Annotated in this window: 23 protein-coding genes and 2 tRNA genes; 3 read left to right on the top strand and 22 right to left on the bottom strand. The window is 60.1% G+C overall.

Annotated features, from left to right (window positions below):
• Positions 1 to 11: 11 nt before the first annotated feature.
• Positions 12 to 488 carry a class Ib ribonucleoside-diphosphate reductase assembly flavoprotein NrdI gene (gene nrdI / locus AB0O97_RS02865; protein ID WP_363839983.1) on the bottom strand — a complete coding sequence of 159 codons (477 nt, stop codon included), beginning with the start codon at positions 486 to 488 and terminating at the stop codon, positions 12 to 14.
• Between the two features lie 126 nt (positions 489 to 614).
• Positions 615 to 863: a glutaredoxin-like protein NrdH gene (nrdH, locus tag AB0O97_RS02860; protein ID WP_363840449.1), complete on the bottom strand. Its 249-nt coding sequence runs from the start codon at positions 861 to 863 to the stop codon at positions 615 to 617.
• A 583-nt stretch (positions 864 to 1,446) separates the two neighbouring features.
• On the opposite strand from nrdH, the gene AB0O97_RS02855 reads away from it, so the two are divergent.
• Positions 1,447 to 2,379: a LysR family transcriptional regulator gene (locus AB0O97_RS02855; protein ID WP_363839985.1), complete on the top strand. Its 933-nt coding sequence runs from the start codon at positions 1,447 to 1,449 to the stop codon at positions 2,377 to 2,379.
• Positions 2,380 to 2,431: 52 nt separating this feature from the next.
• Here AB0O97_RS02855 and AB0O97_RS02850 read toward each other — a convergent pair whose 3' ends face one another.
• The 9 genes from AB0O97_RS02850 to AB0O97_RS02810 form a co-directional block, all read right to left on the bottom strand.
• Positions 2,432 to 3,853: an aldehyde dehydrogenase family protein gene (locus AB0O97_RS02850; RefSeq protein ID WP_363839987.1), complete on the bottom strand. Its 1,422-nt coding sequence runs from the start codon at positions 3,851 to 3,853 to the stop codon at positions 2,432 to 2,434.
• A gap of 153 nt (positions 3,854 to 4,006) precedes the next feature.
• Positions 4,007 to 6,337, bottom strand: coding sequence for a 5-methyltetrahydropteroyltriglutamate--homocysteine S-methyltransferase (metE, locus tag AB0O97_RS02845; RefSeq protein ID WP_363879711.1), 2,331 nt, complete (start codon positions 6,335 to 6,337; stop codon positions 4,007 to 4,009).
• Positions 6,338 to 6,427: 90 nt separating this feature from the next.
• Complete coding sequence (locus tag AB0O97_RS02840; RefSeq protein ID WP_363839993.1) at positions 6,428 to 7,402, bottom strand: methylenetetrahydrofolate reductase; 975 nt, start codon at positions 7,400 to 7,402, stop codon at positions 6,428 to 6,430.
• 437 nt (positions 7,403 to 7,839) lie between these two features.
• The gene (locus tag AB0O97_RS02835; protein WP_363879708.1) at positions 7,840 to 8,646 is read right to left on the bottom strand and encodes a hypothetical protein; all 807 of its coding nucleotides are present in this window, start codon (positions 8,644 to 8,646) and stop codon (positions 7,840 to 7,842) included.
• Positions 8,643 to 9,644, bottom strand: a complete 1,002-nt coding sequence (locus tag AB0O97_RS02830; protein WP_363879705.1) for a VWA domain-containing protein — start codon at positions 9,642 to 9,644, stop codon at positions 8,643 to 8,645. Before AB0O97_RS02830 ends, AB0O97_RS02835 begins: the two co-directional genes overlap by 4 nt.
• A complete protein-coding gene (locus AB0O97_RS02825) occupies positions 9,641 to 10,624 on the bottom strand; it encodes a VWA domain-containing protein (protein WP_363879702.1) in 984 nt (327 codons plus the stop codon). The genes AB0O97_RS02830 and AB0O97_RS02825 overlap by 4 nt, the downstream gene beginning before the upstream one ends.
• Positions 10,615 to 11,085 (bottom strand): hypothetical protein, encoded by a 471-nt coding sequence (locus tag AB0O97_RS02820; protein ID WP_363840004.1) that lies wholly within the window; start codon positions 11,083 to 11,085, stop codon positions 10,615 to 10,617. The genes AB0O97_RS02825 and AB0O97_RS02820 overlap by 10 nt, the downstream gene beginning before the upstream one ends.
• The gene (locus AB0O97_RS02815; protein WP_363840006.1) at positions 11,075 to 11,965 is read right to left on the bottom strand and encodes a DUF58 domain-containing protein; all 891 of its coding nucleotides are present in this window, start codon (positions 11,963 to 11,965) and stop codon (positions 11,075 to 11,077) included. Before AB0O97_RS02815 ends, AB0O97_RS02820 begins: the two co-directional genes overlap by 11 nt.
• Positions 11,966 to 11,972: 7 nt before the next feature.
• Positions 11,973 to 12,980, bottom strand: a complete 1,008-nt coding sequence (locus AB0O97_RS02810; protein ID WP_363840009.1) for a MoxR family ATPase — start codon at positions 12,978 to 12,980, stop codon at positions 11,973 to 11,975.
• 139 nt (positions 12,981 to 13,119) lie between these two features.
• Between AB0O97_RS02810 and AB0O97_RS02805 the strand changes: the two genes are divergently transcribed.
• Complete coding sequence (locus tag AB0O97_RS02805) at positions 13,120 to 13,317, top strand: hypothetical protein (protein WP_363879699.1); 198 nt, start codon at positions 13,120 to 13,122, stop codon at positions 13,315 to 13,317.
• A 130-nt stretch (positions 13,318 to 13,447) separates the two neighbouring features.
• On the opposite strand, the gene AB0O97_RS02800 is transcribed toward AB0O97_RS02805, so the two are convergent.
• Entirely contained in the window at positions 13,448 to 14,713 is a 1,266-nt protein-coding gene (locus AB0O97_RS02800) for an ROK family transcriptional regulator (RefSeq protein WP_363879696.1), read from the bottom strand.
• Between the two features lie 181 nt (positions 14,714 to 14,894).
• Positions 14,895 to 16,061, bottom strand: coding sequence for a methyltransferase (locus tag AB0O97_RS02795; RefSeq protein WP_363840018.1), 1,167 nt, complete (start codon positions 16,059 to 16,061; stop codon positions 14,895 to 14,897).
• 142 nt (positions 16,062 to 16,203) lie between these two features.
• On the opposite strand from AB0O97_RS02795, the gene AB0O97_RS02790 reads away from it, so the two are divergent.
• Positions 16,204 to 17,205 carry an MIP/aquaporin family protein gene (locus tag AB0O97_RS02790; RefSeq protein ID WP_363840021.1) on the top strand — a complete coding sequence of 334 codons (1,002 nt, stop codon included), beginning with the start codon at positions 16,204 to 16,206 and terminating at the stop codon, positions 17,203 to 17,205.
• An 18-nt stretch (positions 17,206 to 17,223) separates the two neighbouring features.
• Here the strand turns inward: AB0O97_RS02790 and AB0O97_RS02785 are convergent, their stop codons facing one another.
• From AB0O97_RS02785 to AB0O97_RS02745, 9 genes are all read right to left on the bottom strand, one after another.
• Positions 17,224 to 17,679: a YchJ family metal-binding protein gene (locus AB0O97_RS02785; RefSeq protein WP_363879693.1), complete on the bottom strand. Its 456-nt coding sequence runs from the start codon at positions 17,677 to 17,679 to the stop codon at positions 17,224 to 17,226.
• A 64-nt stretch (positions 17,680 to 17,743) separates the two neighbouring features.
• On the bottom strand, positions 17,744 to 18,469 hold the full coding sequence (locus AB0O97_RS02780; RefSeq protein WP_363879690.1) for an FCD domain-containing protein: 726 nt from the start codon (positions 18,467 to 18,469) through the stop codon (positions 17,744 to 17,746).
• Positions 18,470 to 18,778: 309 nt separating this feature from the next.
• Positions 18,779 to 18,854: transfer RNA gene (locus AB0O97_RS02775), tRNA-Ala, on the bottom strand.
• Positions 18,855 to 18,914: 60 nt separating this feature from the next.
• A tRNA-Ala gene (locus AB0O97_RS02770) sits at positions 18,915 to 18,990 on the bottom strand.
• Positions 18,991 to 19,102: 112 nt separating this feature from the next.
• Positions 19,103 to 19,870 carry a histidine phosphatase family protein gene (locus AB0O97_RS02765; RefSeq protein ID WP_363840030.1) on the bottom strand — a complete coding sequence of 256 codons (768 nt, stop codon included), beginning with the start codon at positions 19,868 to 19,870 and terminating at the stop codon, positions 19,103 to 19,105.
• A 46-nt stretch (positions 19,871 to 19,916) separates the two neighbouring features.
• The gene (gene rsfS, locus AB0O97_RS02760; protein ID WP_363840033.1) at positions 19,917 to 20,381 is read right to left on the bottom strand and encodes a ribosome silencing factor; all 465 of its coding nucleotides are present in this window, start codon (positions 20,379 to 20,381) and stop codon (positions 19,917 to 19,919) included.
• Between the two features lie 27 nt (positions 20,382 to 20,408).
• Positions 20,409 to 22,067 carry a hypothetical protein gene (locus AB0O97_RS02755; protein ID WP_363879687.1) on the bottom strand — a complete coding sequence of 553 codons (1,659 nt, stop codon included), beginning with the start codon at positions 22,065 to 22,067 and terminating at the stop codon, positions 20,409 to 20,411.
• Entirely contained in the window at positions 22,067 to 22,750 is a 684-nt protein-coding gene (gene nadD / locus AB0O97_RS02750; RefSeq protein WP_363840452.1) for a nicotinate-nucleotide adenylyltransferase, read from the bottom strand. The genes AB0O97_RS02755 and nadD overlap by 1 nt, the downstream gene beginning before the upstream one ends.
• Positions 22,743 to 22,988, bottom strand: a complete 246-nt coding sequence (locus AB0O97_RS02745; RefSeq protein ID WP_363840039.1) for a hypothetical protein — start codon at positions 22,986 to 22,988, stop codon at positions 22,743 to 22,745. Before AB0O97_RS02745 ends, nadD begins: the two co-directional genes overlap by 8 nt.
• Positions 22,989 to 23,372 lie beyond the last annotated feature (384 nt).

The raw sequence follows: 23,372 nt of genomic DNA, 5'->3' as shown, positions 1-23,372 counted from the left end.
CTTCGATGCCTTCACTGCAACTTCTTGGTCTGAGACAATCGTGTCCAAAATTCTTCCAATCCTTCACGAACCCGATCGACGTCCGCAGACGTTCCCATGAGTTCAAAACGGTATAAATGCTGTACTTTGCACTTCTCGGCGACGATGTCACCGGCGAGGCAATACGTTTCGCCGAAGTTGGTGTTTCCCGCGCCAATGACGCCGCGGATCAACATCCGGTTTTGTTCCACGTTGAGGAACTTGATGACTTGCTTTGGTACTGCCCCCAGCCGGTTCTCCCCGCCATAGGTGGGTAGGACCAAGACAAATGGCTCTTGTGCCAGGAGGGTTTCTTCGTGGGTATATATCGGCAGCCGGGCCGCTTCCACCCCCAATTTCACAATGAAACGGTGAGTGTTGTCGGAGGCCGAAGAAAAATAAATCAGCCGGCTGCTGGTGGTTCGAGAAGTTATCTGAGCTACTGCGGCTTCTGCTGCAATCGCTGACATGGCTTTCGCTTTCCAACTACTTACTTGCGGTTGTGGGACTGGCCATTCTTGTGAACCAGCCCCACTTGTGTGCGTGATGCACGGGAACTAATGACGATCCCACAGGCAGCTGGCCTGCGGTATCAATTACGCTACGCTGGCGCTTTCGACGGCGGCAGCCAGTTCGGCAATCTTGTCCGGGCGGAAACCTGACCAGTGGTCAGCGTCAGTGATCACAACAGGCGCCTGCTGGTAGCCCAAGCTGAGAACGTGCTCCAGCGCTTGCGGATCGGTGGAGATATCCACGCTCTGGTAAGTGATGCCCTTTTTATCCAAGGCGCGGTACGTGGCATTGCACTGGACACATGCAGGCTTGGTGTAAACCGTAACGGTCATGATCGAGTTCCCCTTTTTCATAAAACTATTCTTTAAAATTTAGCGTTCCTGCCCCGCCGGGGCTCGCTCACTGCCTATGGGGCCTGACAGCTTCCGCTACGGCCTCGCCAGTGTTTTCGGGCATCAACCCAAACTGCTGTATTCGATGATTCAATACTACATCTAGTGCACGCGCCAGCGAAAGACCCCAACATGATGTATTACACCTTTGTCATTTTATGCACCCGTCATCCACAGGCCGGAAGATTTAAAAGCGCCAAAACTCAAGGTTTAAACCTCTCTGTCCACAGGCTGTGGAGTACTTAGCCACAAATTAATGTGTGGCGTGTCTAGTTTTCCGGCGTGTCGATACTTGTGGCCACTTGTGGTTGCGCCACGAGTTCTCAGCACTGCTGGATGACTCTGCTAGGAGCCAGTAGCTTCGCGTAGCTACCTGTCCGAGCGCGTCCCCACCTGCCCGCGCCCGTGCCGCTCCCCTGCCCGCTTATGCCCGTCTATGCTTGCAGGGAAGCTATAGCTTCCCTGCAAGCTGCCCATTCGGCAGCGACTCTGCAGAGACTGTTTGGCAGAAAGAGGGCCACCTGTGATCAACCCCCTGCACCTGCGCACCCTGCTAGAAGTGGTGCACCGCGGTTCCTTTGCCGCGGCTGCCACTCGACTGGGGTACACGGCGTCGGCCGTTTCACAACAGATGGCCACCTTGGAACGAGACAGCGGAGTACAGCTTTTCCAGCGCTCGGCCCGCAGCGTGCAAGCAACTGACGCAGCCCTAGTCATGGCGCGGCATGCGAGCAAGGTCCTGACAGATATTGACGCACTGCTGGCTGCGAGCGCCAAGACAGAGGAGGGCACGGGTCAGGAACTGCGACTGGGCATCTTCCCCTCCCTAGCTACCCATGTGTTGCCGCGGCTACTGGCCAGCCCGCAATGGCCAGAGCTCGGGATCAACTTGCATGTCTCGGTCGGCGAGCCGCAGCAGACCATTGTTGGTCTGCGCACAGGCGGCGAACTTGATGTGGCTTTGGTGTATCAGGTGGGCCAATCCGGGCTGGCGTGGCCGCACAGCCTTAACCGGCAATGGATCGGCGACGACAACTTCAGGGTGGTGCTGCCGAAATCCTGGGGCATCCAACCCGGCTCGGTCATGGAGGCCGCGCAACTCTCTGACATGCCATGGATCATGCACCACCCAGGCACCAGCGATGCTGCCGTGATCGAACGACTGTTTGCCAGCTGCAATCTGCATCCGCGCGTAGCCGTCTACAGTGACGATTTCAACGCCAGCCTGCAACTCGCGGGCGTGGGCTTGGGCGCAGCACTGGTTCCCGAACTGGCGCTGCAGGGCCGGGCTGAGAACGTGGTGGTCTTGGATGTCCCGGAGATCCGGCTGGCCCGTAATATCTTTGCCCTGCTCATCAACGACAGCCGCACAGCCCGGGTGGAAGTATTCGTGGACAAACTCGCCAGCATGCTGGCTGAGGTCACCGGCACCAGCCACGTGGACCCGAAGCCGTAACGGGCTTAGAACGTTAGTGCCGCGGGTCCTCAGCGTTTTAGGCGGCCGCGTTTCAGGCCGTCGTCGGCTTCTTGGACTTCTTCGCCGGCGCCACAAATCGTTTGATGAGCTGCTTCTTGACAGCCCCGTACGGCGGGTAGATCAGCGAGAGCGTGTCCGGGGATAGCGGCTTATCCAGCACAGCCTTGTGGTGGGAGAAGGCCTCGACCGAGAGCCGCCCGTGGTAGCTTCCCATGCCGCTCTCCCCCACCCCACCAAACGGCAGGCCAGGAACGGAAACATGCGCCACGGGGACCCCGAAGTTCAGGGCGCCGGATGATGTTTGTGACATGAAGTCCGCCCGGACGCCTTCATCTTCGCTGAAGACATACAGAGCCAACGGCTTGTCCCGGCCAGTGATGAACGCAATAGCCTCATCGGCCGAGCCAACAGTCAGCAGTGGCAGCACAGGGCCGAAGATCTCCGCGTCCATGAGCTGCGCCTCGGCGTCCACATAGAGCACTGTTGGTTCAATGTAGCGGGTGCCCGCGTCCGAACTCCCCCCACTGACGAGAGCCGATCCGGCGTCGTCCGCAAGGTCCTGGGCCAAGAGACCGGTGAGCCGGGCAAAGGCGCTGTCATTGATAATCCGGCCGTATGCCAGGCTGTGCGCCGGATCAGCTCCATAGAGGTCCTCGATGGCCAGCGGCAGTTCTTTGGCGAGCTTGGCAAGCGCCGCGTCGGTACCCATGACGTAGTCCGGGGCCACACAGGTCTGCCCGGCGTTCATGAATTTGCCCCAGACGATCCTGCGCGCGGCAGCAACCATGTCCACGGACTCGTCAATGTAGACGGGCGATTTTCCGCCCAGCTCCAGCGTCACCGGCGTCAAATGCTTTGCGGCGGCGGCCATCACGATGCGCCCTACGCGGCCATTACCCGTGTAGAAGATGTGATCGAAGCGTTCCTCGAGCAGCTCGGTGGTCTCCGGCACGCCACCCTCCACGATGGTCACCGCACCCTCGAGGTAGTCAGGGATCCACCGGGCCAGCGCGGCCGAGCTGGCGGGCGCCATCTCGCTGGGCTTGGCCACTACGGTATTGCCGGCTGCGAGGGCACCAATGATGGGGGCGAGTAGCAGCTGGATGGGGTAATTCCACGGCGCAATGACCAACACGACGCCGAGCGGCTCAAGTACCGTCGTGGCCCGGGCCGGCTGCAGTACCAAGGGCACAGGAGCCTTGCGTGGCTTCAACCAACCTTCGAGGTGCTTGATGGTGTGGGCAATCTCTGAGGTGAGAAAGCCCAGCTCGGTCAGCCATGCTTCTGCCGGGTGCTTGCCGAGATCTGCGGCGAGGGCGGCCGTGAAGTCGTCCAGGTGCTCAACAAGCATGCTGTTCATGGCCCGCAGCTGCTGCAGCCGCCAGGCCAGAGGCTTGCTAACACCGCTCTTGAAGACTGTCCGGGCCGCCGCCACGCTCTCTTGTACGCTCATGGCATTAATCTACCCCTCTTCAGATCCTTGGGGTTACCGGCCGGTAATACACTTCGGCTACTGACAGCACAGCACCCCGGGACATTCCTGATGGGATGGCCCGGGGCGCTGGTGGCGAAGCTTGTGGCGCTGGTAGTACTAGGGAAGCTACTACTAGTGCGTATGGGAGACGGCGAGCTGGGCGCGGACTTCCTTGGTGGCCTTGACCAGGTTGCGCAGGGACTCTTCGGTCTCGACGTAGCCGCGGGTCTTCAGACCACAGTCCGGGTTGACCCAGAGCTGACGGACCGGCACGTGCTTGACGGCGGTGCCGAGCAGTTCGGTGACTTCTGCTTGGCCGGGAACGCGGGGGCTGTGGATGTCATAGACGCCGGGACCAACACCGCGGCCAAAGCCGTGTGCTTCCAGATCGTTGACAACATCCATGCGAGAGCGGGCAGCTTCAATGGAGGTCACATCGGCATCCAGTCCATCAATGGCGTCGATGATGACGCCGAACTCGGAGTAGCAAAGGTGGGTGTGGATCTGGGTGGCGTCTGCTGCACCGGCCGTGGCGAGGCGGAAGGAATTGACTGACCAATCCAGGTAAGCACCCTGGTCTGCGCGGCGCAGCGGGAGCAGTTCGCGCAGGGCAGGCTCATCGACCTGGATGATCTTGATGCCAGCGGCTTCCAGATCCGCAATCTCATCACGCAGCGCCAAGCCCACCTGGTTGGCAGTGTCGCCCAAGGGCTGATCGTCGCGGACAAAGCTCCACGCCAGGATGGTGACCGGGCCTGTAAGCATGCCCTTCATGGGCTTGCTGGTCAGTGACTGCGCGTATTCGGCCCACGAAACCGTGATGGCCTGCTCGCGAGTGACATCGCCCCAGAGGATGGAGGGGCGGGTGCAGCGGCTACCGTATGACTGAACCCAGCCATGGACCGTCACGTCAAAGCCCTCGAGGTTTTCGGCAAAGTACTGAACCATGTCGTTGCGCTCGGGCTCGCCGTGCACCAGCACGTCAAAGTCCAACTCTTCCTGCAGGTCAACAACGCGCTTGATCTCATCCTTCATCAGCGCGGTGTACTCGTCCGAGGTGATGGCACCCTTGTTGGCGCGGGCACGGGCCGATCGAATTTCCCCTGTCTGAGGGAAGGACCCGATGGTGGTGGTGGGCAGCGGCGGCAGTGCCAACGCGGCTTGTTGTGCTGCCTCGCGCACCTCGTAGGCGGAGCGGTTGAAATCGGCCGGGGTCAGGGCGGCCAAGCGGGCGCGCACCTCGGGGCGCTTGACACCTGCCGCCTCGGAGCGGGAGGCAATGACGGCGGAGGCTTGGGCAATAGCGGCAGCGGACGACGCCGGGTCCGCAAGGTGCGCGGCGAGGGTCACCACTTCGGTGACCTTCTGGTCTGCGAACGCCAACCAGCTGCGCAGTTCTGCCGACAGCGCGGTTTCCTCGGTGACGTCATGCGGGACGTGCTGGGTGGAGGTGGAGGTGGAGACGGTGACCGTGAGGCCGGCAGCCTTCAAGGTATCCAAACGGGCAGCCGATTCGGCCAGATCGTTGAGCCAAATGTTATGACCATCCACTACACCGGCAACCACAGTCTTACCTGCCAGCAAGGCCAGCTCCGCAGCGGAAGGTACGGCACCCTTGAACGCGTCAATGTGCAGAGCCTCGATGGGTGCGCCGGCCAAGGTGGGCAGCAATTCGCGCAGTGCGCCGAACGGGGTGGAGACAAGGATCTGTGGGCGGCCGGCAGCTGCTCCGAGGACCTCGTAGCTACGTGCAACGGCAGCCTGAATTTCGGTAACGGGCACATCCTGATCGGCCACCAAAGCCGGCTCATCCAGCTGAACCCAGCTTGCACCGGCTGCACCGAGGCGGCTCAGCAGTTCAGCGTAGACCGGGAGAACGTCTTCCAGGCGGGAAAGTGGGTTGAAATCTGCCGGAGCTTCATCGCTAGCCTTGCTCAACAGCAAGAGCGTGACGGGACCAACCAGGTACGGGCGGGTCTCGAAGCCGTTGGCCAGAGCGTATTCGAACTGCTCCACCACGCGGGTTGAAGTGAGTGAGAAGGAGGTTTCCGGGCCAATCTCCGGCACCAGGTAGTGGTAGTTGGTATCGAACCACTTGGTCATTTCCAGCGGCTGCTGCTCAACCGTGCCGCGAGCCAAGGTGAAGTAGGCGTTGATGTCCAGCTGGCCATCGGCGTTACGCAGTTCACCGAAGCGGGCCGGGACGGCGCCGATGTGGGTGATGGCGTCCAGTACCTGATCGTAGTAGGAGAAGGTGCCGGGAATGGCTGCAGCTTCGTTCAGGCCCAGCTCGGCCAGACGGCGGGCGGTACCCAATTGGATTTCCTTGGCTGCGGCATCCAACTCGGTGGCGTCGATCTTGTTCGCCCAGAATCCCTCGATGGCTTTCTTTAGTTCGCGGCGGCGGCCAATGCGGGGGTAACCCAGCAGGGAGGCGGCGGGGAATGCAGAGGTGTTTGACATGTAAATTTCCTTAGATTTTTAAGACAAAGATTTCAAAGACAAAGATTTCAAAGACAAAAAGGTAAAATTGGGTGCGATGCGGCGCTGGCGCTAGGCCCGCACTAAGCGGGATGCTCTGGCTCGAGGCCCTACGGACGGGCGCCCTGGGCGCAGCAGTTGGAGTTCCTCTAGTACTTCTAGAGCTGCTGCGTGCTCGTTGAAGGTGTACAGGTGGAGGCCCGGAGCTCCAGCGTCCAAGGCTGCTCGAGCAAGATCTACGGTGGCCTTGACACCAATTTTCCGGCTCTGCGCTGCGTCATCGGCGCGGCCCAGATCATCTAGGAGTTTGGCACTGGGCTCAACCCCGGTTATGTTACTTAGGCGCTGAACCCGTCGCAGACTGGTCAACGGCATGACACCGGGAATGATCGGAATGCTCACGCCAGCGCGGCGGGCCCGGGTGACGAGGTCCTTGTATTGGTCCGCGTGGAAAAACACTTGGGTGATGGCGAAGTCAGCACCAGAATGCTGCTTGGCCAACAACACTTCCACATCATGTTCAATGGAGGGCGATTCCGGGTGCCGTGCCGGATAAGCTGCCACACCAATGGCCACCTTGCCAGCACACAGCAACGCCGAGCGGCGCTGTTCCACGCGGCGAATCAGTTCAATCAGGTCCTGGGCGTAGTTCAGTGATCCGGCTCTTGGTTCAGTGGGTCCGGTCTGTGTCTGCGGCAGATCCCCGCGGAGAGCCAGGATGCCGCGGACACCGTGATCCAACAGCTCAGAGATGATTTCAGCCAGTTCATCGGCCGTGTTCCCCACACACGTCAAGTGCGCCAGTGGCAAGAGGGAGGTTTCGTTCAGGAGCCGGTGGAGCAGTTCAACAGCTGTGTCCCGGTTGCTGCCGTTGGCCCCGTAGGTAACGGAGACATAGTCCGGATTGGTGGTTTCCAATTCGCGGATGGTGTCCCACAATGTGGCCTCGGCGGCATCGTTCTTGGGTGGGAAAAGTTCGTAGGAGAGGGCAATCGGCGCGCTGCGTGCTGCTTGCGCCGACACCTGTATCAGGGTCGGAGGAGACATTTGCTGGGGTCCTTGAGGATGGGTTGGCCGTTGCCACCACAGGCTTCTAGAACACCACATGGCTGCAACGATCACATTTTCGAAGAAAGCAGCGGCAAGCAAGCGCAGGCTACGCATAATTGCGCATTCAGTGGCTTGGTCCGCGAGCAAATGTCAGACCCACATGGGGGCACCCACACCCTCGATTCATCCGAAGGTCGCTGACACACGTTGAGGAACTAACGTGCGTCCACTATATGCACCCTCTTTCCGGCATCGCAACCCAACCATCGAATTACGACGCGACTTTACGGAATATTTCCCTTCTTTTGTTCGGAACTAGAAGAGTTTTTACTCTTTACGCCAAATTAGTGCACCATCAGCGAGCGGCGCGGCACTCTGGCGACTGCGCTAGGACCCGGCCTGCAGGCCTAGGGGCAGGGCCTTGGGGCCGCCCGTCACCACGGCTTGGAATGCTGTTGCGGATCCTCCTCGAGCATCTCATCGAGGCGCTCGCCCTTGCTGCGTTCACGCTGCGCCTTCTGCCCAGCTTCCTGCAACTGCTCCATCTTGCTGGCCGGCGGCGGCGGGGTCTGCTCAGACTCGCCCTCACCTTTTTGGCCCTCTTCGCCACTGGCAGAGGCCCCAGCTTGCTTCTCCTGAAGGCGTTGCGCCGCCTCGCGGAGCGCATCACCCTCGCCGTCCTCGTTGTTGGGACTATTGGGGGTGAAACAGTCCCGCGGTGCTTGAGCCACCGTTTCGCTGCCTTGCGCAAAAAATTCCATGGCCGACGCCGGGTCCCCGGCTTTTTCCTGTGCCTCACCGAGCTTCTCCAGGGTGAGCACCAAATTCACCCGGACCTTGCAGGACTCGTGTGCCGGTACCAGTTCCAAGGCCGTGGCAAATTCCTCTTTTGCCTGGGTGAAGTCCCCGCGCAGCACATACCCATCCCCCACGGCGAAGTGAGACTTGTAGCGTTCCACCAGGTTCAGCACCCCCATGGCTTGCCCGGCCCGGACCGTGCCATCGGCGCTGCCAGCGTCATACGCTGAGACAGCTTGCCCAGCAGCCAGTGGCAGACTAAGCAACTTCAGGGCTACAACAGCTGTGACCAGCACAGCCGGGGCTGCGATGAGCAGTAATTTACGCCGTCTGCGCCGGGCAGCGATCAGCACCGCGGCGGCCTCTGCCTTGGCGAGTTCGCTAGATTCAGCCGGAGACGTTGAGGGCTGGACGGTCTCGCCCAACACTTGAGGGTTCATCATGAGCGCTCCTTAGCCGGGGTCTGCAGCTGACGGTAGGCGCGGTTGAGTGAGAGCAGTTCCCACCCGGCAACACCAAAAGCGGCCAGCGCAAAGAGCCAGTACAGCTCGGTGCGTCCCGCTCCAGACCGGGAGTCCATGCCATCGACGGCTGAGGAGGAGACCTTCGGCGCCGACTTTCCCAACGCCGCGGCAATGTTCCCCGGCTGTTCCCGGTGCACATACGGAACGTTGAGCTCAGCGGCAATACCTGTTAACGCCTTTTCATCAATGCTGGAGATGGCGGGCTTGTACTGGGCCGCCTTGTCCAGAATGTAGGGGCCGGGGGTATCGCTGCTGAAGCTGTACTCGCGCATCTTTCCACCGCCGGCGGTCCCATAGCCCAGCACCGCACCTCCGTCGATGAGTTCGGTGTTGTCCTTGAACGGTTCGGGGGCAGCGTCGGCGGTCTGTTCACCATCCCCCAGATAAAACACTAGGCGGGGCCGCTCAGGGTGACTTTCCGCCGCGGCGCCCAGCCTTTGTCCGAGCAACTGGTTCGCCACACTGATGCTGCTGCCCTTGGAGATGAAGGCAGATTTGGGGGTAAGCACCTCGCTCATGGTCTGCAGGGCCGTGGCATCGGTGGTCAGCGGCAACGTGACCTTGGCACTGCTGTCAAAGGAGATGAGAGAGAAGCGTGCCCCGGCCAGTTCGGTGGCGAGAGCCGCGATATCACTCTTCATGCCCTCAAGGCGCTGAGACGTTCCGTTGTAGTCCTCGGCAGCGACGCTGGGTGTCACATCAACCACAAAGTACACATTGAGCTCGGTGTTGGCCACTGGGGCGGAGGCGCCCACTAGTCCGGGGCGGGCACCGGCCACCAACACCAGCACCACCAAGGCGGCAAAACGCCAACGGGCGGCGGTGGCTCCCTTTATGAGGAGGGTGACCGCGCCAGCCAGGAGCAGGACGGCAATAGAAAGGTAGAGCCAGAGCGGCAAAATTGGGAGCAGTGTCATCGCCGGAGCCTCCAGCCCGCAGCCCCGAGGACCAGAAGGGATAACAGCGCAGCCCCTAAGGCCCAGCCCGGATTATCCAAGATGGTGCGCTGCGGCGCACCCTTGAGCAAGGCCGCTTCTGTGGTCTGTACTTTTTGAACGATCTCGGGAACTGCGGACTCAGACTCCAAAGCAAAGTAGCCGCCGCCGGTGGCCGTAGACGTCTTTTTCAGGCCGTCTGCTGCGTTGCCAAAGAACGTGCTGGTCCCATAGTCGTTGGGGTTCAGAGAGTAAATACGGATCTTGGCTGTTTGGGCCAATGAGGTCGCCTCAGCCAAACTGAACAGCGGTCTTCCCGCCAAGAGATTGTCCGTTGCAAGGATGATCGATCTAGACCGCTCCGACTCCCCCACGGCAGGAAAACCATTGATACAGCTGGCCAATCCATCACCAATCAGGGAAGAACCAGCGGCCTCGTAGGTACCAGCAAAATATTCAAAGGACGAAGAGTCAATGCTGAGAGCCTTTTGGGCAATCTTGAGCTCTTCGGCGACGAAGTCGTAATCATCTGTCAACGGGAAGACGGTGACAGCTGAGGAGTCAAAGATGGTTAGGCCAATCCGTTCACCCTTGAACTTTTCCACCAACTTGGCAAACACGGTGACAATGGCCTCATCAGTGTCCAGCATGGAACCGGACACATCCAGGCATAAGATGATGTCCCGGTTGAGTTGTTCGGGAATGCTGGTGCGCTCGGTCACTGGCCGAGCAGCCGCCACCAACAGCGACACCGCCAGCACCGCCACGGCGGCCACGGCGGTGGTGAGCCACTTTCGCCGCCGTCGCACAGCGCGCTGATAAGCCGGTAACGCAGTCAGCCGTTCGGCGTGGGCGACCGGCAACTCTAGGCCAGTTTCCTCGCGCCGACGCCACAAAAGCACCACAACGGTTGCAAGGATGGCGAACCCCACTGGAAGCAGCCACCAAAATTTCAGTTCCATTGAGCCACCACCTCCCGTGCTGTCTGCGCCGAATCCGGCACGGAGTAGGCTTCGCCCACCCGTGAAAATTCGGCCGGATAAAACCGTTCCACAGCGTCCCCGGCCAACGGTAGCCGGTGCTCTCGCAATTGAGCGAGGGTCATCCGCTGAGTTTTGAGTCCTGTCATCTCATGCACAAAGGTGCGCACAGCGAGGCTCAGCTCAAGGTGGGCTGAGCGCCCATCCAGTTGGCCGGCGTCGTGCCGGTGTTGAATGTCATCGATCAGCGCCCAGTACTTTTGCTTAACACTTGATGGGTTCCGAGGTGCCACAAACAGGGGTACCCCAGCGCTTGCTCGCGGTTTGGTGGCGATCCAGATCCAAGCCACCGTGCCAGCACACAAGATCAGCAGGGCCGCCCCCAGCAGGGGCCACCACACTGAATACCCGATGGGTGCATAAAACGTCGCGTCAGCGGGCACGGCGATGCCTTTCCAACAGGGCGAAGACTTCCTTCATGACCTGCGCTGAGGCGCCAATGCTGCTCGAAGCAATTCCGTTGGACTTCAAGAGTTCGGCCAATCCCCGGGCTCGTTCGGCGGCGGCGTCAGCGTAGTTTCGGGCCAGCTCTGGTTCGCTAGCGAGCAGGAGCAGCACTTGCGCCATGCCCTCAACATCTGTTCCTGTGCCGTGCGCGCTGTGGACCGCGTCAGTTCCAGCCAGAACGGCATCAGCAATTTCCACCCACAGGATTTCGTGCTGGGCTTTGAGTCTGCGCAGCACCTTGGCCAAGCGCTCGTCGGCAGTGACTTCATCGGCGATCACCACCATGAGGGTGCGGGTCTTGATGTGGGAGGCTGCATATTCCAGCCGTGCACACAGATCACTGGAGCCGCGGGCCAAGGAGGCCCCGTCCATCTGGCGCAGCAAATTCTCCACATGACTTTCGGTGCCCTTGGCTGGCAACGCGGAGGTGGTGCCACCGTCGCCGTAAACGAGCGCCACGGAGTCACCATGCCGGGTAGCCAGCAGACCCATGACGCCCATGACCATGACGGCAATGTTCTTTTTGATGTCACCGCCACGAGAGGTTGCCGCCATATTGCGGCCGGTATCGGCCACAAAGAGAACTTGCTGCCTGCGGGTGGCGACGTACCGTTTGATCAAGGGTGTCCCTACACGTGCCGTTGCTTTCCAGTCGATATCGCGGATCTCATCGCCGGGCACATAGTCTCGGAGGTCATCGAAGTCTAGGCTGCGGCCCCGGAAAATGGAGGCGTACTCGCCGTCGAGCACACCGCGGGCACGGCGGTGGGCGAAGATATACATTTTGGCTTTGACACCTGTCAACAACGTGGTCATAGGCAGGCTACGGCGTTTGAACTGAGTCAACGATGGCGGCGATCACCTTTTCGACGCCGACGTTTTCCGCCACGGCTTCAAAGCCCATGATGATGCGGTGCCGCAGCACGCGATCGGCCAACGACTTGATGTCTTCGGGGATGACATGGTCGCGGCCCTGCAGCAGTGCCAGGGCACGGGCAGCTTGGGTGAAGGCAATACTGGCACGAGGGCTGGCACCAAATTCAATGAGCTTCGCCAGAGCTGGGTCGATGTACTGGCCGGCGTGGCGAGTGACGTAGACCAGGCCCACAATGTAGTTGATCAGCGCCGGGTCCAAATACACCTTTTTGACGGTGTCCTGCAAAGCTCGAATGTCCGCAAGGCTAGCTACCGGTCCCGGTGTTGCTGCGGCCAGGAACACCCCGGAATCAATGCGACGAATCACTTCAGCTTCCTCAACCGGGCTGGGGTAATCCAGCACATCCTTGAGCATGAACCTATCCATCTGCGCCTCTGGCAGTTGGTAGGTGCCTTCTTGCTCAATAGGGTTTTGGGTAGCCATGACCATAAACGGTTGCGGCAGCGGATGGACCTGACCACCAATAGTGGTTTGACGTTCCTGCATGGCCTCAAGCATGGCTGACTGCGTTTTGGCACTGGAACGGTTGATTTCATCCAGCAGGACAATGTTGGCGTGAACCGGTCCCAGCTGAGTGACAAAGGTGCCCTGTGCGGCGTCGTAAATCTGGGTTCCCACAATGTCACTGGGCAACAGATCAGGGGTGCACTGAATTCGGTGGAACAAGGCGCTGACGGATTCGGCCAGAGTTTGTGCGGCTGTGGTCTTGGCCAAGCCCGGCACGGATTCCAGTAGGACGTGACCGCCGGTCATCAGGGAGATCAAAAGTGTTTCACGCAAGCGTGCCTGTCCCACCACTTTGTGCTCAAAGCTACGGGAAATATTGCCGATCACCTGCTGCGCCTGAGCCAGCTCTGCTTGGTCGAGGGTCGGGCTCACGCTGGTTGATAACACGGTGATGGGGCCTTTCGAAGGACACGGGTCAGGGATGATCCTACAGACCAGTCCATACATTCTAGTGCGACTGCGCAATGGGGAGAACTTCCCATGCACCCCTGTCCAGGGACGCACGGTGCGGACTACAGTAAGGACCATGAGCCAGTTGCCAGCAGTGTATGAAGCCTATCTGCAAGGTAAAGACGAGGACTTTATTGCCACCGTCCGACCCGTGCTGCAGCAATCAGTGGCCGAGAAGAATCATGGGGTGCGCATCATTCGCACTCCCCATGTACTTCAGGCGCACACAGATCCTGCCATTCCCTTTGGCGAGATCGTGGAGGTAACGGACTGATCCGTTCTCTCCTGCACGACGGTAAGAATGAACTGACGCAGCTGGCCACACTGGCTGCGTCAGTTTTTCGTGGCCACCGGGCTCAGCCGGCTACTTGGTTCGCGCCACGTACCGGCTCCCGACTACCGGACTAGATCTTGGAGTCCAACAACAGCTGGGCGGCCTTGGGGCTGAACGCATTTTCCATGACGAGGCAGGCCGCGCCGAAGGCTTCCTCCCCGGAGTTCACAATGGTGCCCACAACATCCACCGAATGAACACTGTCCGTGACGCTGAGGTGAGTCAGCAGAGCCGGCATCTGGGCTAGGTAGGTGGGTGCCAGAGCGGGCCAGAACGGACCACCAAAAACCACCCGGTCAACATCCAACAGGTTAGTCAACACCGACACTGCAGCTGCCAGCCGTCGGGCAGATTGTGCCAGCACGTCTTGAGCCGCCGTGTTCCCAGCTGAAGCGGCCTCCGCCAGTGCTGCCATGTCCTCCGGAAGTGACTGAACGGCCCCTTCGGCCAGCGCAGGAAGTCCGCCTAGTGCCCGAGCCTGTGCCACCAGAGTTTCAGGCATACAGGTGACCTTGACACAACCTCGGCGGCCGCAATCGCACGGTGGCCCGTCGGGGTCCGTGATGATGTGTCCGATCTCGCCCACGTTGCCCGAGGCGCCGCGGACCACTTCATCATTGAGCACCAAACCGGCGCCGATACCCGTGCCAATGTAGACAAACACAAAGTCTGTTGCACTCGCATCGGCTCCGGCCCACAGCTCGGCCACGGCAGAGGCGGTGACGTCCTTGTCCATGACCACTGGTAGCCCCGTTGATTCGCGCAAGAGGTCCCGGAGGGGAACCCTATTCCAGCCGGTCATATGCGGCGGGTCAACCACTGTTCCACTGCTGGCGTCCACGGGGCCAGGGGTAGCAACACCAACCCCTGCAACCCTTTGCTCAGGAATGCCGGATTCGGCAATGATCTGGCGGATTTGTGCGCCCATCGCGGCGACTGCCTGTTCCGGCGTGCTACAAAGATCGGTGGGCTCATCAATCGAGACCAGCACTGTGCCCACGGCGTCTAACAAGGCGTAGCTGGTCAGTGCCGGGTCAATGTGAATACCAATGGCATACATGCCTTGGGGGTTCAGCCGTAAGATTGTGCGCGGCTTGCCGGGACCTGAGGTCTCCTTGCCGGCTTCCATGATCAGTTCGGCATCGAGCAAGCGGCGGCAAATGTTGGACACCGTTTGTGCAGCCAATCCTGCTGAGGCGGCCAGTTCAACCCGGCTGAGCCCCTCCTCGGAGCGTCGGATGGAATCCAGGATTACGGCCTGGTTGAAATCCCCCATTTTGGGAAGATTTGTGCCGCGGCGGCGCTGCGGCACCACCATCTCGGGAACACCCAACATTTTCTCCTTGAGACGATCATTTGCTGTTGTTTGCCAGCAGCCTGCGCAATACTGTCCCCCAACCATTCCTCAGCTGTCAGATTACATCGCTGCGGGCGGGGAGTTGTGCACGCCACGGCGGGCTGTGGCACTTGGGTTCTGCTTTCTAATACAGTCTCTGTGGATACAGTCCCTGCGTGGTTCAGACTCGGGGCGGTTGAGCCTTGGTGGAAACGGTGACCGTGAATTTGCTGTTCCGTCCGGCTACGCGGGTCGGTCCCACCACTTTGGCCAGGGCTCCCCTGTAGTCAAGGTGACGGTTGTAGACGCACCACAGCTCGCCTCCCGGGGCCAGCACACGGGCGGCCGCGGCGAAAAGCTTGTGCGCAATCCCGGCATGCACGGTGGCCCCGACGTGGAAGGGCGGGTTGAGAACTATCAATCCAGCCGAGTCGGAGGCAAATCCGGCCAGTGCGTCATCGCGGACCGCTTCGATCCGATCACTGAGGCCGTTAGCTGCTGCTGTCGCTTCCGTGGAGGCCACCGCAGCAGCCGACTGATCTGTGGCGATAACGGCCAGCTCAGGCCGCGCCTTCGCCAACACTGCGGAGATGGTGCCGTTACCGGAGCCCAAATCAATGGCCACGGTTGCGTTTGGGCGCATCTCCGGAATGAATTCGAGCAAGAATCGGGTGCCGACATCAATTTTGGTGCCACCAAATGTTGCCCCGTGGGCGCAGAGCCAGAGCCCGGCTTCGGCGTGGAATTCCCGCTTCGGAAAGCTCGACGCCGTTGCCTCCCTAAGAGGGCCAGCCAAGGTCAGCGGGCGAGACTTGCGCCAGGCCCGGCCGGGGACGACGGATGAAAAGTATTGCGCCAGAACCGTGTTCATGGCCAGGGTCATGTGTTTGATACGACCGCCAGCAAAAACTTGCACATCTGAGGCGGCGTGAGCGCTGATCAGCTCGGCTACTTCGGCCAGCTCTTCAAGGCTGCGTGGCAGTTGCCACAACACCACCGCAGCATTGGCGAACAGCTCTGGCCCGAGTGCCATCGAGGTGTACGCCCCGGATAGGCCGGCCCGCTCAGCGTTAGCGGCTAGTGCCTGCTCACCGGAGAGCCCATCCTGATGGACCCGCAGGCCCGCGAGTCCGTGGACCGTTGCGGAAGCCAAGGTCAGCGCCCCGTACCGGTCTCCGACCACGGCGAGGTGTCCGCCGTCGGACGTCTCCAGCGCAGCCACGGCTTCCCGCAGGATCAGTTCGTCAGTGGCGTCGTGAGCGAACAGATTCTCCGCCTCAATGTCAGGGAACCTCCGCAACTGCTCAAAATCAAAAGTGCTGCCCTCTACGCCACTATTTTCCTTCACTGGGCAACTCTACCGCGCCGTATTTGCGCGAAAAGTTGCTCCCTATGTTCGGGTGCCCAGAATCACAACGGACTTATACTGGAGGCAGTCACCTGAAGTCAAAGATACGTCGCCGTCATCGACGACTCGAAGGATGATAAAAATGAGTGAGATCACACCGCTGCGCAGAACCGTCAGGGATGGTAGCGGCCTTAAGCGCGTGGGAGGCGTGTGGGGAGAACTCCTCGCAGAATTCCTCGGCACGTTCGTTTTGATTTGTTTTGGTGACGGGGTGGTCGCCATGGCCGTCGCGGCACTTCCAGGCAGTGGCCGTGCCGCCACTGACACCACCATTTTCATGGCCGCCGGAGACTGGCTACTGATCACATGGGGCTGGGCCTTGGCCGTAGCCCTGGGCGTCTATGTTGCTGGCGGTGTCAGCGGAGCGCACTTGAACCCCGCGGTAACTCTGGCGTTTGCCGTCCGGCGAAAGTTCGCGTGGAACAAGGTCATTCCCTACGTTGTGGCCCAAGTGGTAGGAGCCTTTGCCGCCGCCGCACTACTATATGTGGTGTATTTCAATGCCATTGACGCGTTCAATACGGCCTCAAAAACTCAGCGTGACCAGGCCGGGGGTCTGGCAACCTTCTCCATTTTCGCCACGTTCCCAGCCCCCTATTTCAAGGGCAATCTGACCATTCCGCTCATCGATCAAATTGTGGGCACCGCGTTCTTGATCATCTTTATCGTCGCCATCATCGATATGCGCAATATGGCCGTCAAAGCTAATCTGGGTCCGCTCATGATTGGTTTCGCGGTAGCCGCGATCGGCATGTCCTTCGGCGCCAACGCCGGATACGCCATCAACCCTGCCCGTGACTTTGGTCCCCGCGTATTCGCTTGGATGGCCGGCTGGGGTGATGTTGCCTTGCCGGGAACCATCACGGGGGTGCCTGGCGCATTCAGCTGGTACTTCTGGGTGCCAATTGTGGGTCCACTCATTGGTGGTGTCATTGGCGTGCTGCTGTATGACTGGTTCATTGGCGATATTTTGCATGCCCGCCGCGCATTGGCCGAGCAGGAAGCCGCATCAGTATCGGCAGGCGGCTCTCATACAGCACCGCCCAAAACCGAACCTGGCCCAGCCGAAGAGGAAGAGTACTGAGTCGCTAAGGCTGTATCTCTAAGGCTTTAGCTCTAAGGCTTTGACGTACAGCCATTGTTTGCCAACTTTTGTGAAGCTGCTGGTTTCCGTGAAGGAATCCCGCAGCTTCCGGTTGGCTGCAGAGCGGTAATGCGCGCGGAAGCTGACCACACCGTCGTTATCAAAGGGGCCACCGCGTTGGGTGCCCAGGATTTCTAGCAGGTACCACTGCTGATCTGGGTCCAGTTCCAGCGAATCCGGGCGCTCATCCGGGTGCCAGGTGCGCAAAAGGTAGTGCGCATCGCCGAGGGCGAAGGCGCTGAAGCGTGAGCGCATCAGCGCCTCGGCAGTGGGTGGGAACGCCGGGGCTAGGCCCTGACTGTTTTCGCCCGGAGTGTCCAAGCCCGGGCTGTTGTCAGTACCCAAGTAGCGAGCACAGCAATTTCCTAGGATCTCCCCGCTATTGCACGGGCATCGCAAACTATCTGCTGTCATGAGCTCTACTTTTCTTTGCTGGTTCTGTGTCTGTTTCTGCGGGGGTTCTTGCCTAGGACAGCTATTACATGGGGTGAGTCTGCGAGTGGAACCACTCAATGTGGTCCTTGAGAGCGCTGGCGGCACGGACCCCGTCGTCGGCCAAGACAGCGGCCAGAATTTCACTGTGTTGGGCGCGCAAGGAGGGAACCATCGCATCCCAAATGGTGTCGTTATCTATCGCGGCACTGACGTAGCTTTGGATCGCCTGGCGCAGGGACTCCATCATGGCTGTAATGACCGCATTGCCAGCGAGCGAGCTCAGCATCACATGGAAAGCGGCGTCCAGGACGTGGAATTCTTCCCTATCCAGATCCGGGGCTGCCATGGCTGCAATGAGCTTGTGCAGCGATTCTTCCTGCCCGGCGTCTCGTGGCCGGCCGGCTCCCTCCACCGCCGCCCAGGTCTCCATCATGATGCGGGTCTGGACGATGTCTGCCACGGGAAAGTGATTGGTCGCCATATGCAGTCTGAGCGTGGCAGCTAAGCCGGCCATGGGATTGGCAATTACCACAGCGCCGGACTGCGGCCCCGAGCCCACTCCAGTTCGCACTACGCCCATCACATCAAGGACACGGATGGCGTCCCGGACGGACGCACGGGAGATTCCATGCGTCAAGGCCAGCGCACGCTCACCCGGAAGCTGATCCCCTACCTTGATCTTTCCGTCACGAAGGTCAGCTTCGATGCTGGTGAGTACCGCTTCGTAGCTCCGGGCAGCGGGGATGGGGGCAGGTTCTGGCGTGGACACGCAATCATTCTTTCACTACCCGCACGGAGTCGGTGAATCTGAGTCGGTTGGCGGCACTGACAGGTGTGGACCCGGTTGAGATTTGAAACAGCAGATAAGGCGATTCTCCGATTCCAAACAGCAGCTGAGGCGAGGAAAGTAGCGAGAAAACCGCATGATCTGCTGTTTCAAACATGATCTGCTGGTTCAAACAGAGTCAGCTTCGGACTGGAGGCCGGTCCAACTAACCCCCGAAAACAATCGGACGGCTTTGGTGCTGCCCTACGAAAAAAATCCGGGCACCTACGAATAGATGCCCGGATTTAGTCTTGGTGGAGCTGAGGGGACTCGAACCCCTGACCCCCTGCATGCCATGCAGGTGCGCTACCAGCTGCGCCACAGCCCCAAAACTTATTGATATTTAGTTATAAACCACCGATTCAATGTTGCCACTCTTCGATGTGTTTGGTGGAGCTGAGGGGACTCGAACCCCTGACCCCCTGCATGCCATGCAGGTGCGCTACCAGCTGCGCCACAGCCCCAAACTCTTTATTGCCTTGATGCTTTTTCCTTGACCTGTCGGTCTTGGCTGAAGCAACCTGTCTATCCTAGAACACGTTTTGGCGTAGTGCCAAATCGGCGAGTTCTGGGGGTCTAATCCTCCACCGGTTCGGCAAGATCTTCAGGTGCTTCATACGGTTGCGGCAGAGTTCCAACGTTGTGTTCGAGCAACCGCCAGTGCCCAGTTTCGGCTCCGTCCACCGCCAACTGTGACGTTTCCACCACTGACCAATGGCAATTGGAAAGCCCGGAAAGGGTGCGCCACAGCGATTCGGGCAGACCGAGCAATTTGGCCAGGGCCACTCGCGTGGCTCCGCCGTGTGTTGTCACCACCAAGGTGCCCCCGTCGGGCAGTGAAGCCACTGCATCCAGGACAGCATCGACCATCCGCTGGGCTACTTCGCTTCTGGTCTCTCCCCCGCCCGCACGGACGCCGGGCTCATCACGCTGCCATAACTTGATTTGTTCGGGATAGGTGGAAGTAATCTCCGCAAAGGTTTTGCCCTCCCACTCCCCGCCATAGGTTTCCCTGAGTCGTTGATCCACGTGTACGGCACCGCCGGTCAGTGCCGCCAGCTCCTGCGCTGTGGAGAAGGCGCGGGAAAGATCTGAGGAGAGGATCTGTACAGGGTGTTCGGGAGCGCTGCTAGAACCGAGCTTGCCGGCCAGCAGGGCTGCAGCACGGCTGGCTTGTGAGAAACCAACCTCATCAAGAGGAATGTCACTTTGACCTTGGAAACGCCCAACAGCATTCCAAGAAGTACGGCCATGGCGCCAAAAAATGACCCGCCGGCGTGGACCGGCGGGCTGCAGGACTGAACGCCCAAGAGAGTGGTTGACCATCAATTGATAATGTCCCATCCAAAGCCCCTAACGGAGCAATTCAGAGTGCTAATTCTTTGTGTTGTTACTCCGCGGCCGGCGTAGCCGGTACTGCTGCGTCATCGGAGTCTGTGGACTTTGTCGCCTTAGCTGACCCAAGCAATTCAGCCGAGTTAGCGGAGGGGTCGGACTCTGCCAACTGCAGGTCAATAACCGGGCAGTCACCGTAGAGACGCTCCAGAGCATAGAAAACACGGTCTTCTTCGTGCTGGACGTGAACCACAATATCGGCGTAGTCAAGCAAGACCCAGCGTCCGCCTGAACGCCCTTCACGACGCACCGGACGTAGATCGAACTTGTGTAGCTCGTCTTCGATCCCGTCAACGATGGCGTTGACCTGACGCTCCGTGGGAGCGGAAGCGATGAAGAAGATATCCGTGATGGCCAGACGTTCGCTGACGTCAATAGCGATCACGTCCTGGGCCAGTTTGTCCGATGCGGCGCGCGCCGCAGCGCGTGCCAAGTCAATGGACTGTTGTGTTGCTGTCACTGGTGTTCCTTTGATTGTTGTAAAAACTTAGTTAAGAATATTAGTCAGGACCATGATGGCGCCAGCGACAAAGGCCGCGCCGCCGAGAATAATGCTGCCCCACTGAATCAAGAGATTTCGTTGAGTGCGCCGCAACCCAGCCGTCATGGCATCCAACGGTTCCATACCGTGGGCGTAGTCAGCTGGCATGGGCGGCATCTGTGAGCGCTGCACGGGAACCGGTTCAGCCGCTTCCTGTACCGGCTGAACTGCCGCGCGGATGGCAGGAGCGCTTTGATCCACTGCGGCCATGGCCTCAGCACGCTTGAGCGTGCTGCTTCGGCCACCCGTCAAGGGACGCTTCCCCGGACCAGGCCGGTGAGCGGCACGCGCTGCTACCGCAGCATCGAAACGTTCAGCATTGATATTCGGTACTGCCGGAACCGATGCACCATGGTTCTGGGTACCGGCATTATTCCCGGCTGTGGCAGCATCCAACGCTGCGGCAGGGGTGTCCGTAGCAGTGGCGCTGGTCTGGGCATTCACCAAGGCTTCCGTCATCGCCGGTCGGGCCGGGGTGGCCGGTGGCTGGCGGGGTGTGGACCGTGTCACGATCGGCACATGCGTGGTAGTGGGTGGCCGCAGCATGGGCCGTTCACTACCGGGAACCTCAATGAATTCCATGGGTGTGACCATGGCTAGGTTGTTCGTTGCAGTGGGATCAGCCGCTGGGCGGCGGTTCTTGACATTTTCCTGCGCCAACCGCTCGCGGGCTTGGGCACGCTGAGCCAAAATGGCCGCCCGTTCGGCTTCCGCCCGCTTTGCCGCTAGGGCCTCGAGCTCTTCGGGGCCTGGTGCCAGCGGTGGCCCAGCCGAGATTGGATAGTAGCTTCCGCCGGGGACCAATCCGGGCATGGGCGGAAGATTAGGGTCCTCACCAGCTACGGCTGTGTCAGCAACGGCACTGCCAGCCACTCCGTCACCCGGCGCACCCTGGGTTAGTCCGTTGTCCGCCGGAGCATTGCCTGGTTTGGTGGCTGGGGGGCTGGGTATCTTGGGGGCTGTCGCAGGCGCCGACGATGGCACGGCAGTTCCAGACGCGGCAGTTCCAGCAGTACCTACAGAAGAAGTGCCGCCAGCGATCGTGTCGGCGGCCACTGGTGCGGCACGGCGGCCTGCCCGGCTCCGCAGTCCCGTGGCAGGAGCGGAAACGTGCCCAAACGCAGAAGCAGAAACAGCAGGAGTTGTCTGGACAGTGGCGGCCGCGGGCTCCGCCGTCTTAGCCTCTGCTGCTTCAACCGTCTGCAACTCCACGGCAGGGCCCTGCAAAGTCTGGGGTGAGGCAGGGCTTTTCTTGGCCATTGCAGTTACCGAAACTACCGGGTTGAGGGCAGTTATGGGGGCGCGTTCGGCGTCGAGTTGGGCTTGCCTCAGCGCTTTACGTGAGGGCAGTGGGCTCGGCTCTGGCGGATCAACGAGTCCCTTGTAGGCCCGCAAAGCCGCACGGTCACGTGCACGAATCTGTGAATCTCGTTCGCGCAACGGAATTGTTTCCGCGGCTTGAGGTGTTGGCTCTGGAGCAGCAGGGGCTGGCGAAACAGGTGCAATGCCAGCAGGCGCCGCGGTTACTCCCGGGGCGCCAGTGGTGTGCGCTGATTGTTCGCGCAGTTGCCTGCGGCTTCGAATCGGCTCAGTTTCCTTGCTCATTACTTACTCATTCGGTTCTCTTTAGTCACCGGCACTAGACCTGCGCCGGCATCTTTTACGGGTTCCACATACAGCCCATACTTGGCAATATATTGCACCACACCATCTGGAACCAGGTACCAAACGGGGTTTTGCTCTGCCACACGTTTACGGCAGTCAGTGGAAGAAATCGCCATGGCGGGCACTTCCAACAAGCTCACATCGGTGCGGCCTGCGTCATCGAGCACATGCCCCGGACGGGTGACCCCCACGAAATGCGCCAAGTCCCACAGCTCATCACTGTCTTTCCATGACATGATCTGGGCCATCGCATCGGCGCCCGTGATGAAGAACAGGTCCGCTTCAGGGCGCATCCTGCGCAAATCACGCAGTGTATCAATGGTGTAAGTCAGCCCTGGCCGGTCAATATCCACCCGGCTGACCGTGAACTGCGGATTCGCGGCCGTAGCAATCACTGTCATCAAGTAACGGTGCTCTGCGGCACTGACCTTGCCTTTGGCTTTCTGCCAAGGCTGACCAGTGGGAACAAAAATTACTTCATCAAGCTTGAAAACGCTCGCAACCTCACTGGCTGCGACAAGGTGACCATGGTGGATCGGATCAAACGTTCCACCCATGACTCCAACCCGGAGACGGTCCCGGGTACCTTCAACCGAAGATACCCGGGTTGTTTCCTCAGTGATTGGAGGACGCCGAGTCGTTGCCGTGCAGGTGCTTGTTGGTGTGCTGGCGGTGGGGGTCATCCGTTGCTTCAACAGCGGTGTGACGGTTGCCCAAGTTCATGAACGACACCGTGACACACATCAGCAGCAGCAGGAAGGCGAGCATGACACCGCCAATCACAAACGGCGGCGCAATCAATGGCGCAAGTTCGTGTTCTTCTGCGGCAGCAAGTACGACGCCGGCAAGCTGGGTCAGCATTATTTCTCCCCTTGGGTACGTGGCCGGGCGGTTATCTCGCCACCTCTGGCCGATTAGTGCATGTATTCCTTCTAATGGTACGTGCTATCGGCACGCTCGGCGGCACCGGCCGCGCCGTGTGCACCACACCAGCACGATTCTGATGGGTACACGTGGCTAGGCACACACTTTTTTACGGTGGCTATCCATTGAGTGGCCCCTGCTCAGCACGTCACAGTCTGGACAGACATTTCGACGTTGGGTATGGGCTTGAGAGGTTGGACGGCCGGGAACCCGCGGGTGCCCGCTCGGATCGGCACCACCATCGCAAAAGGGATGGCGCTTGCGGGAAAAGACGGCATTAGACGGCCGTCTTTTCCCGCAAGCGCCGTCCGATGTGGAGCT

The sequence above is a fragment of the Specibacter sp. NPDC078692 genome (assembly GCF_040686835.1).
Classification (GTDB): domain Bacteria; phylum Actinomycetota; class Actinomycetes; order Actinomycetales; family Micrococcaceae; genus Specibacter.
Note: the sequence above shows the minus strand (reverse complement) of the source record. Positions and strands in the feature narration are given on the sequence as shown.

Coding starts and splice junctions, on each gene's coding strand:
- AB0O97_RS02785 (WP_363879693.1), bottom strand. CDS start 17,679: ATGACAGCAGATAGTTTGCGATGCCCGTGCAATAGCGGGGAGATCCTA.
- nrdH (WP_363840449.1), bottom strand. CDS start 863: ATGACCGTTACGGTTTACACCAAGCCTGCATGTGTCCAGTGCAATGCC.
- AB0O97_RS02790 (WP_363840021.1), top strand. CDS start 16,204: ATGAGTGAGATCACACCGCTGCGCAGAACCGTCAGGGATGGTAGCGGC.
- AB0O97_RS02825 (WP_363879702.1), bottom strand. CDS start 10,624: ATGGAACTGAAATTTTGGTGGCTGCTTCCAGTGGGGTTCGCCATCCTT.
- AB0O97_RS02805 (WP_363879699.1), top strand. CDS start 13,120: ATGAGCCAGTTGCCAGCAGTGTATGAAGCCTATCTGCAAGGTAAAGAC.
- AB0O97_RS02755 (WP_363879687.1), bottom strand. CDS start 22,067: ATGAGCAAGGAAACTGAGCCGATTCGAAGCCGCAGGCAACTGCGCGAA.
- metE (WP_363879711.1), bottom strand. CDS start 6,337: ATGTCAAACACCTCTGCATTCCCCGCCGCCTCCCTGCTGGGTTACCCC.
- AB0O97_RS02835 (WP_363879708.1), bottom strand. CDS start 8,646: ATGATGAACCCTCAAGTGTTGGGCGAGACCGTCCAGCCCTCAACGTCT.
- nrdI (WP_363839983.1), bottom strand. CDS start 488: ATGTCAGCGATTGCAGCAGAAGCCGCAGTAGCTCAGATAACTTCTCGA.
- AB0O97_RS02840 (WP_363839993.1), bottom strand. CDS start 7,402: ATGTCTCCTCCGACCCTGATACAGGTGTCGGCGCAAGCAGCACGCAGC.
- AB0O97_RS02745 (WP_363840039.1), bottom strand. CDS start 22,988: ATGCTGACCCAGCTTGCCGGCGTCGTACTTGCTGCCGCAGAAGAACAC.
- AB0O97_RS02800 (WP_363879696.1), bottom strand. CDS start 14,713: ATGTTGGGTGTTCCCGAGATGGTGGTGCCGCAGCGCCGCCGCGGCACA.
- AB0O97_RS02815 (WP_363840006.1), bottom strand. CDS start 11,965: ATGACCACGTTGTTGACAGGTGTCAAAGCCAAAATGTATATCTTCGCC.
- AB0O97_RS02830 (WP_363879705.1), bottom strand. CDS start 9,644: ATGACACTGCTCCCAATTTTGCCGCTCTGGCTCTACCTTTCTATTGCC.
- AB0O97_RS02765 (WP_363840030.1), bottom strand. CDS start 19,870: ATGGGACATTATCAATTGATGGTCAACCACTCTCTTGGGCGTTCAGTC.
- AB0O97_RS02850 (WP_363839987.1), bottom strand. CDS start 3,853: ATGAGCGTACAAGAGAGCGTGGCGGCGGCCCGGACAGTCTTCAAGAGC.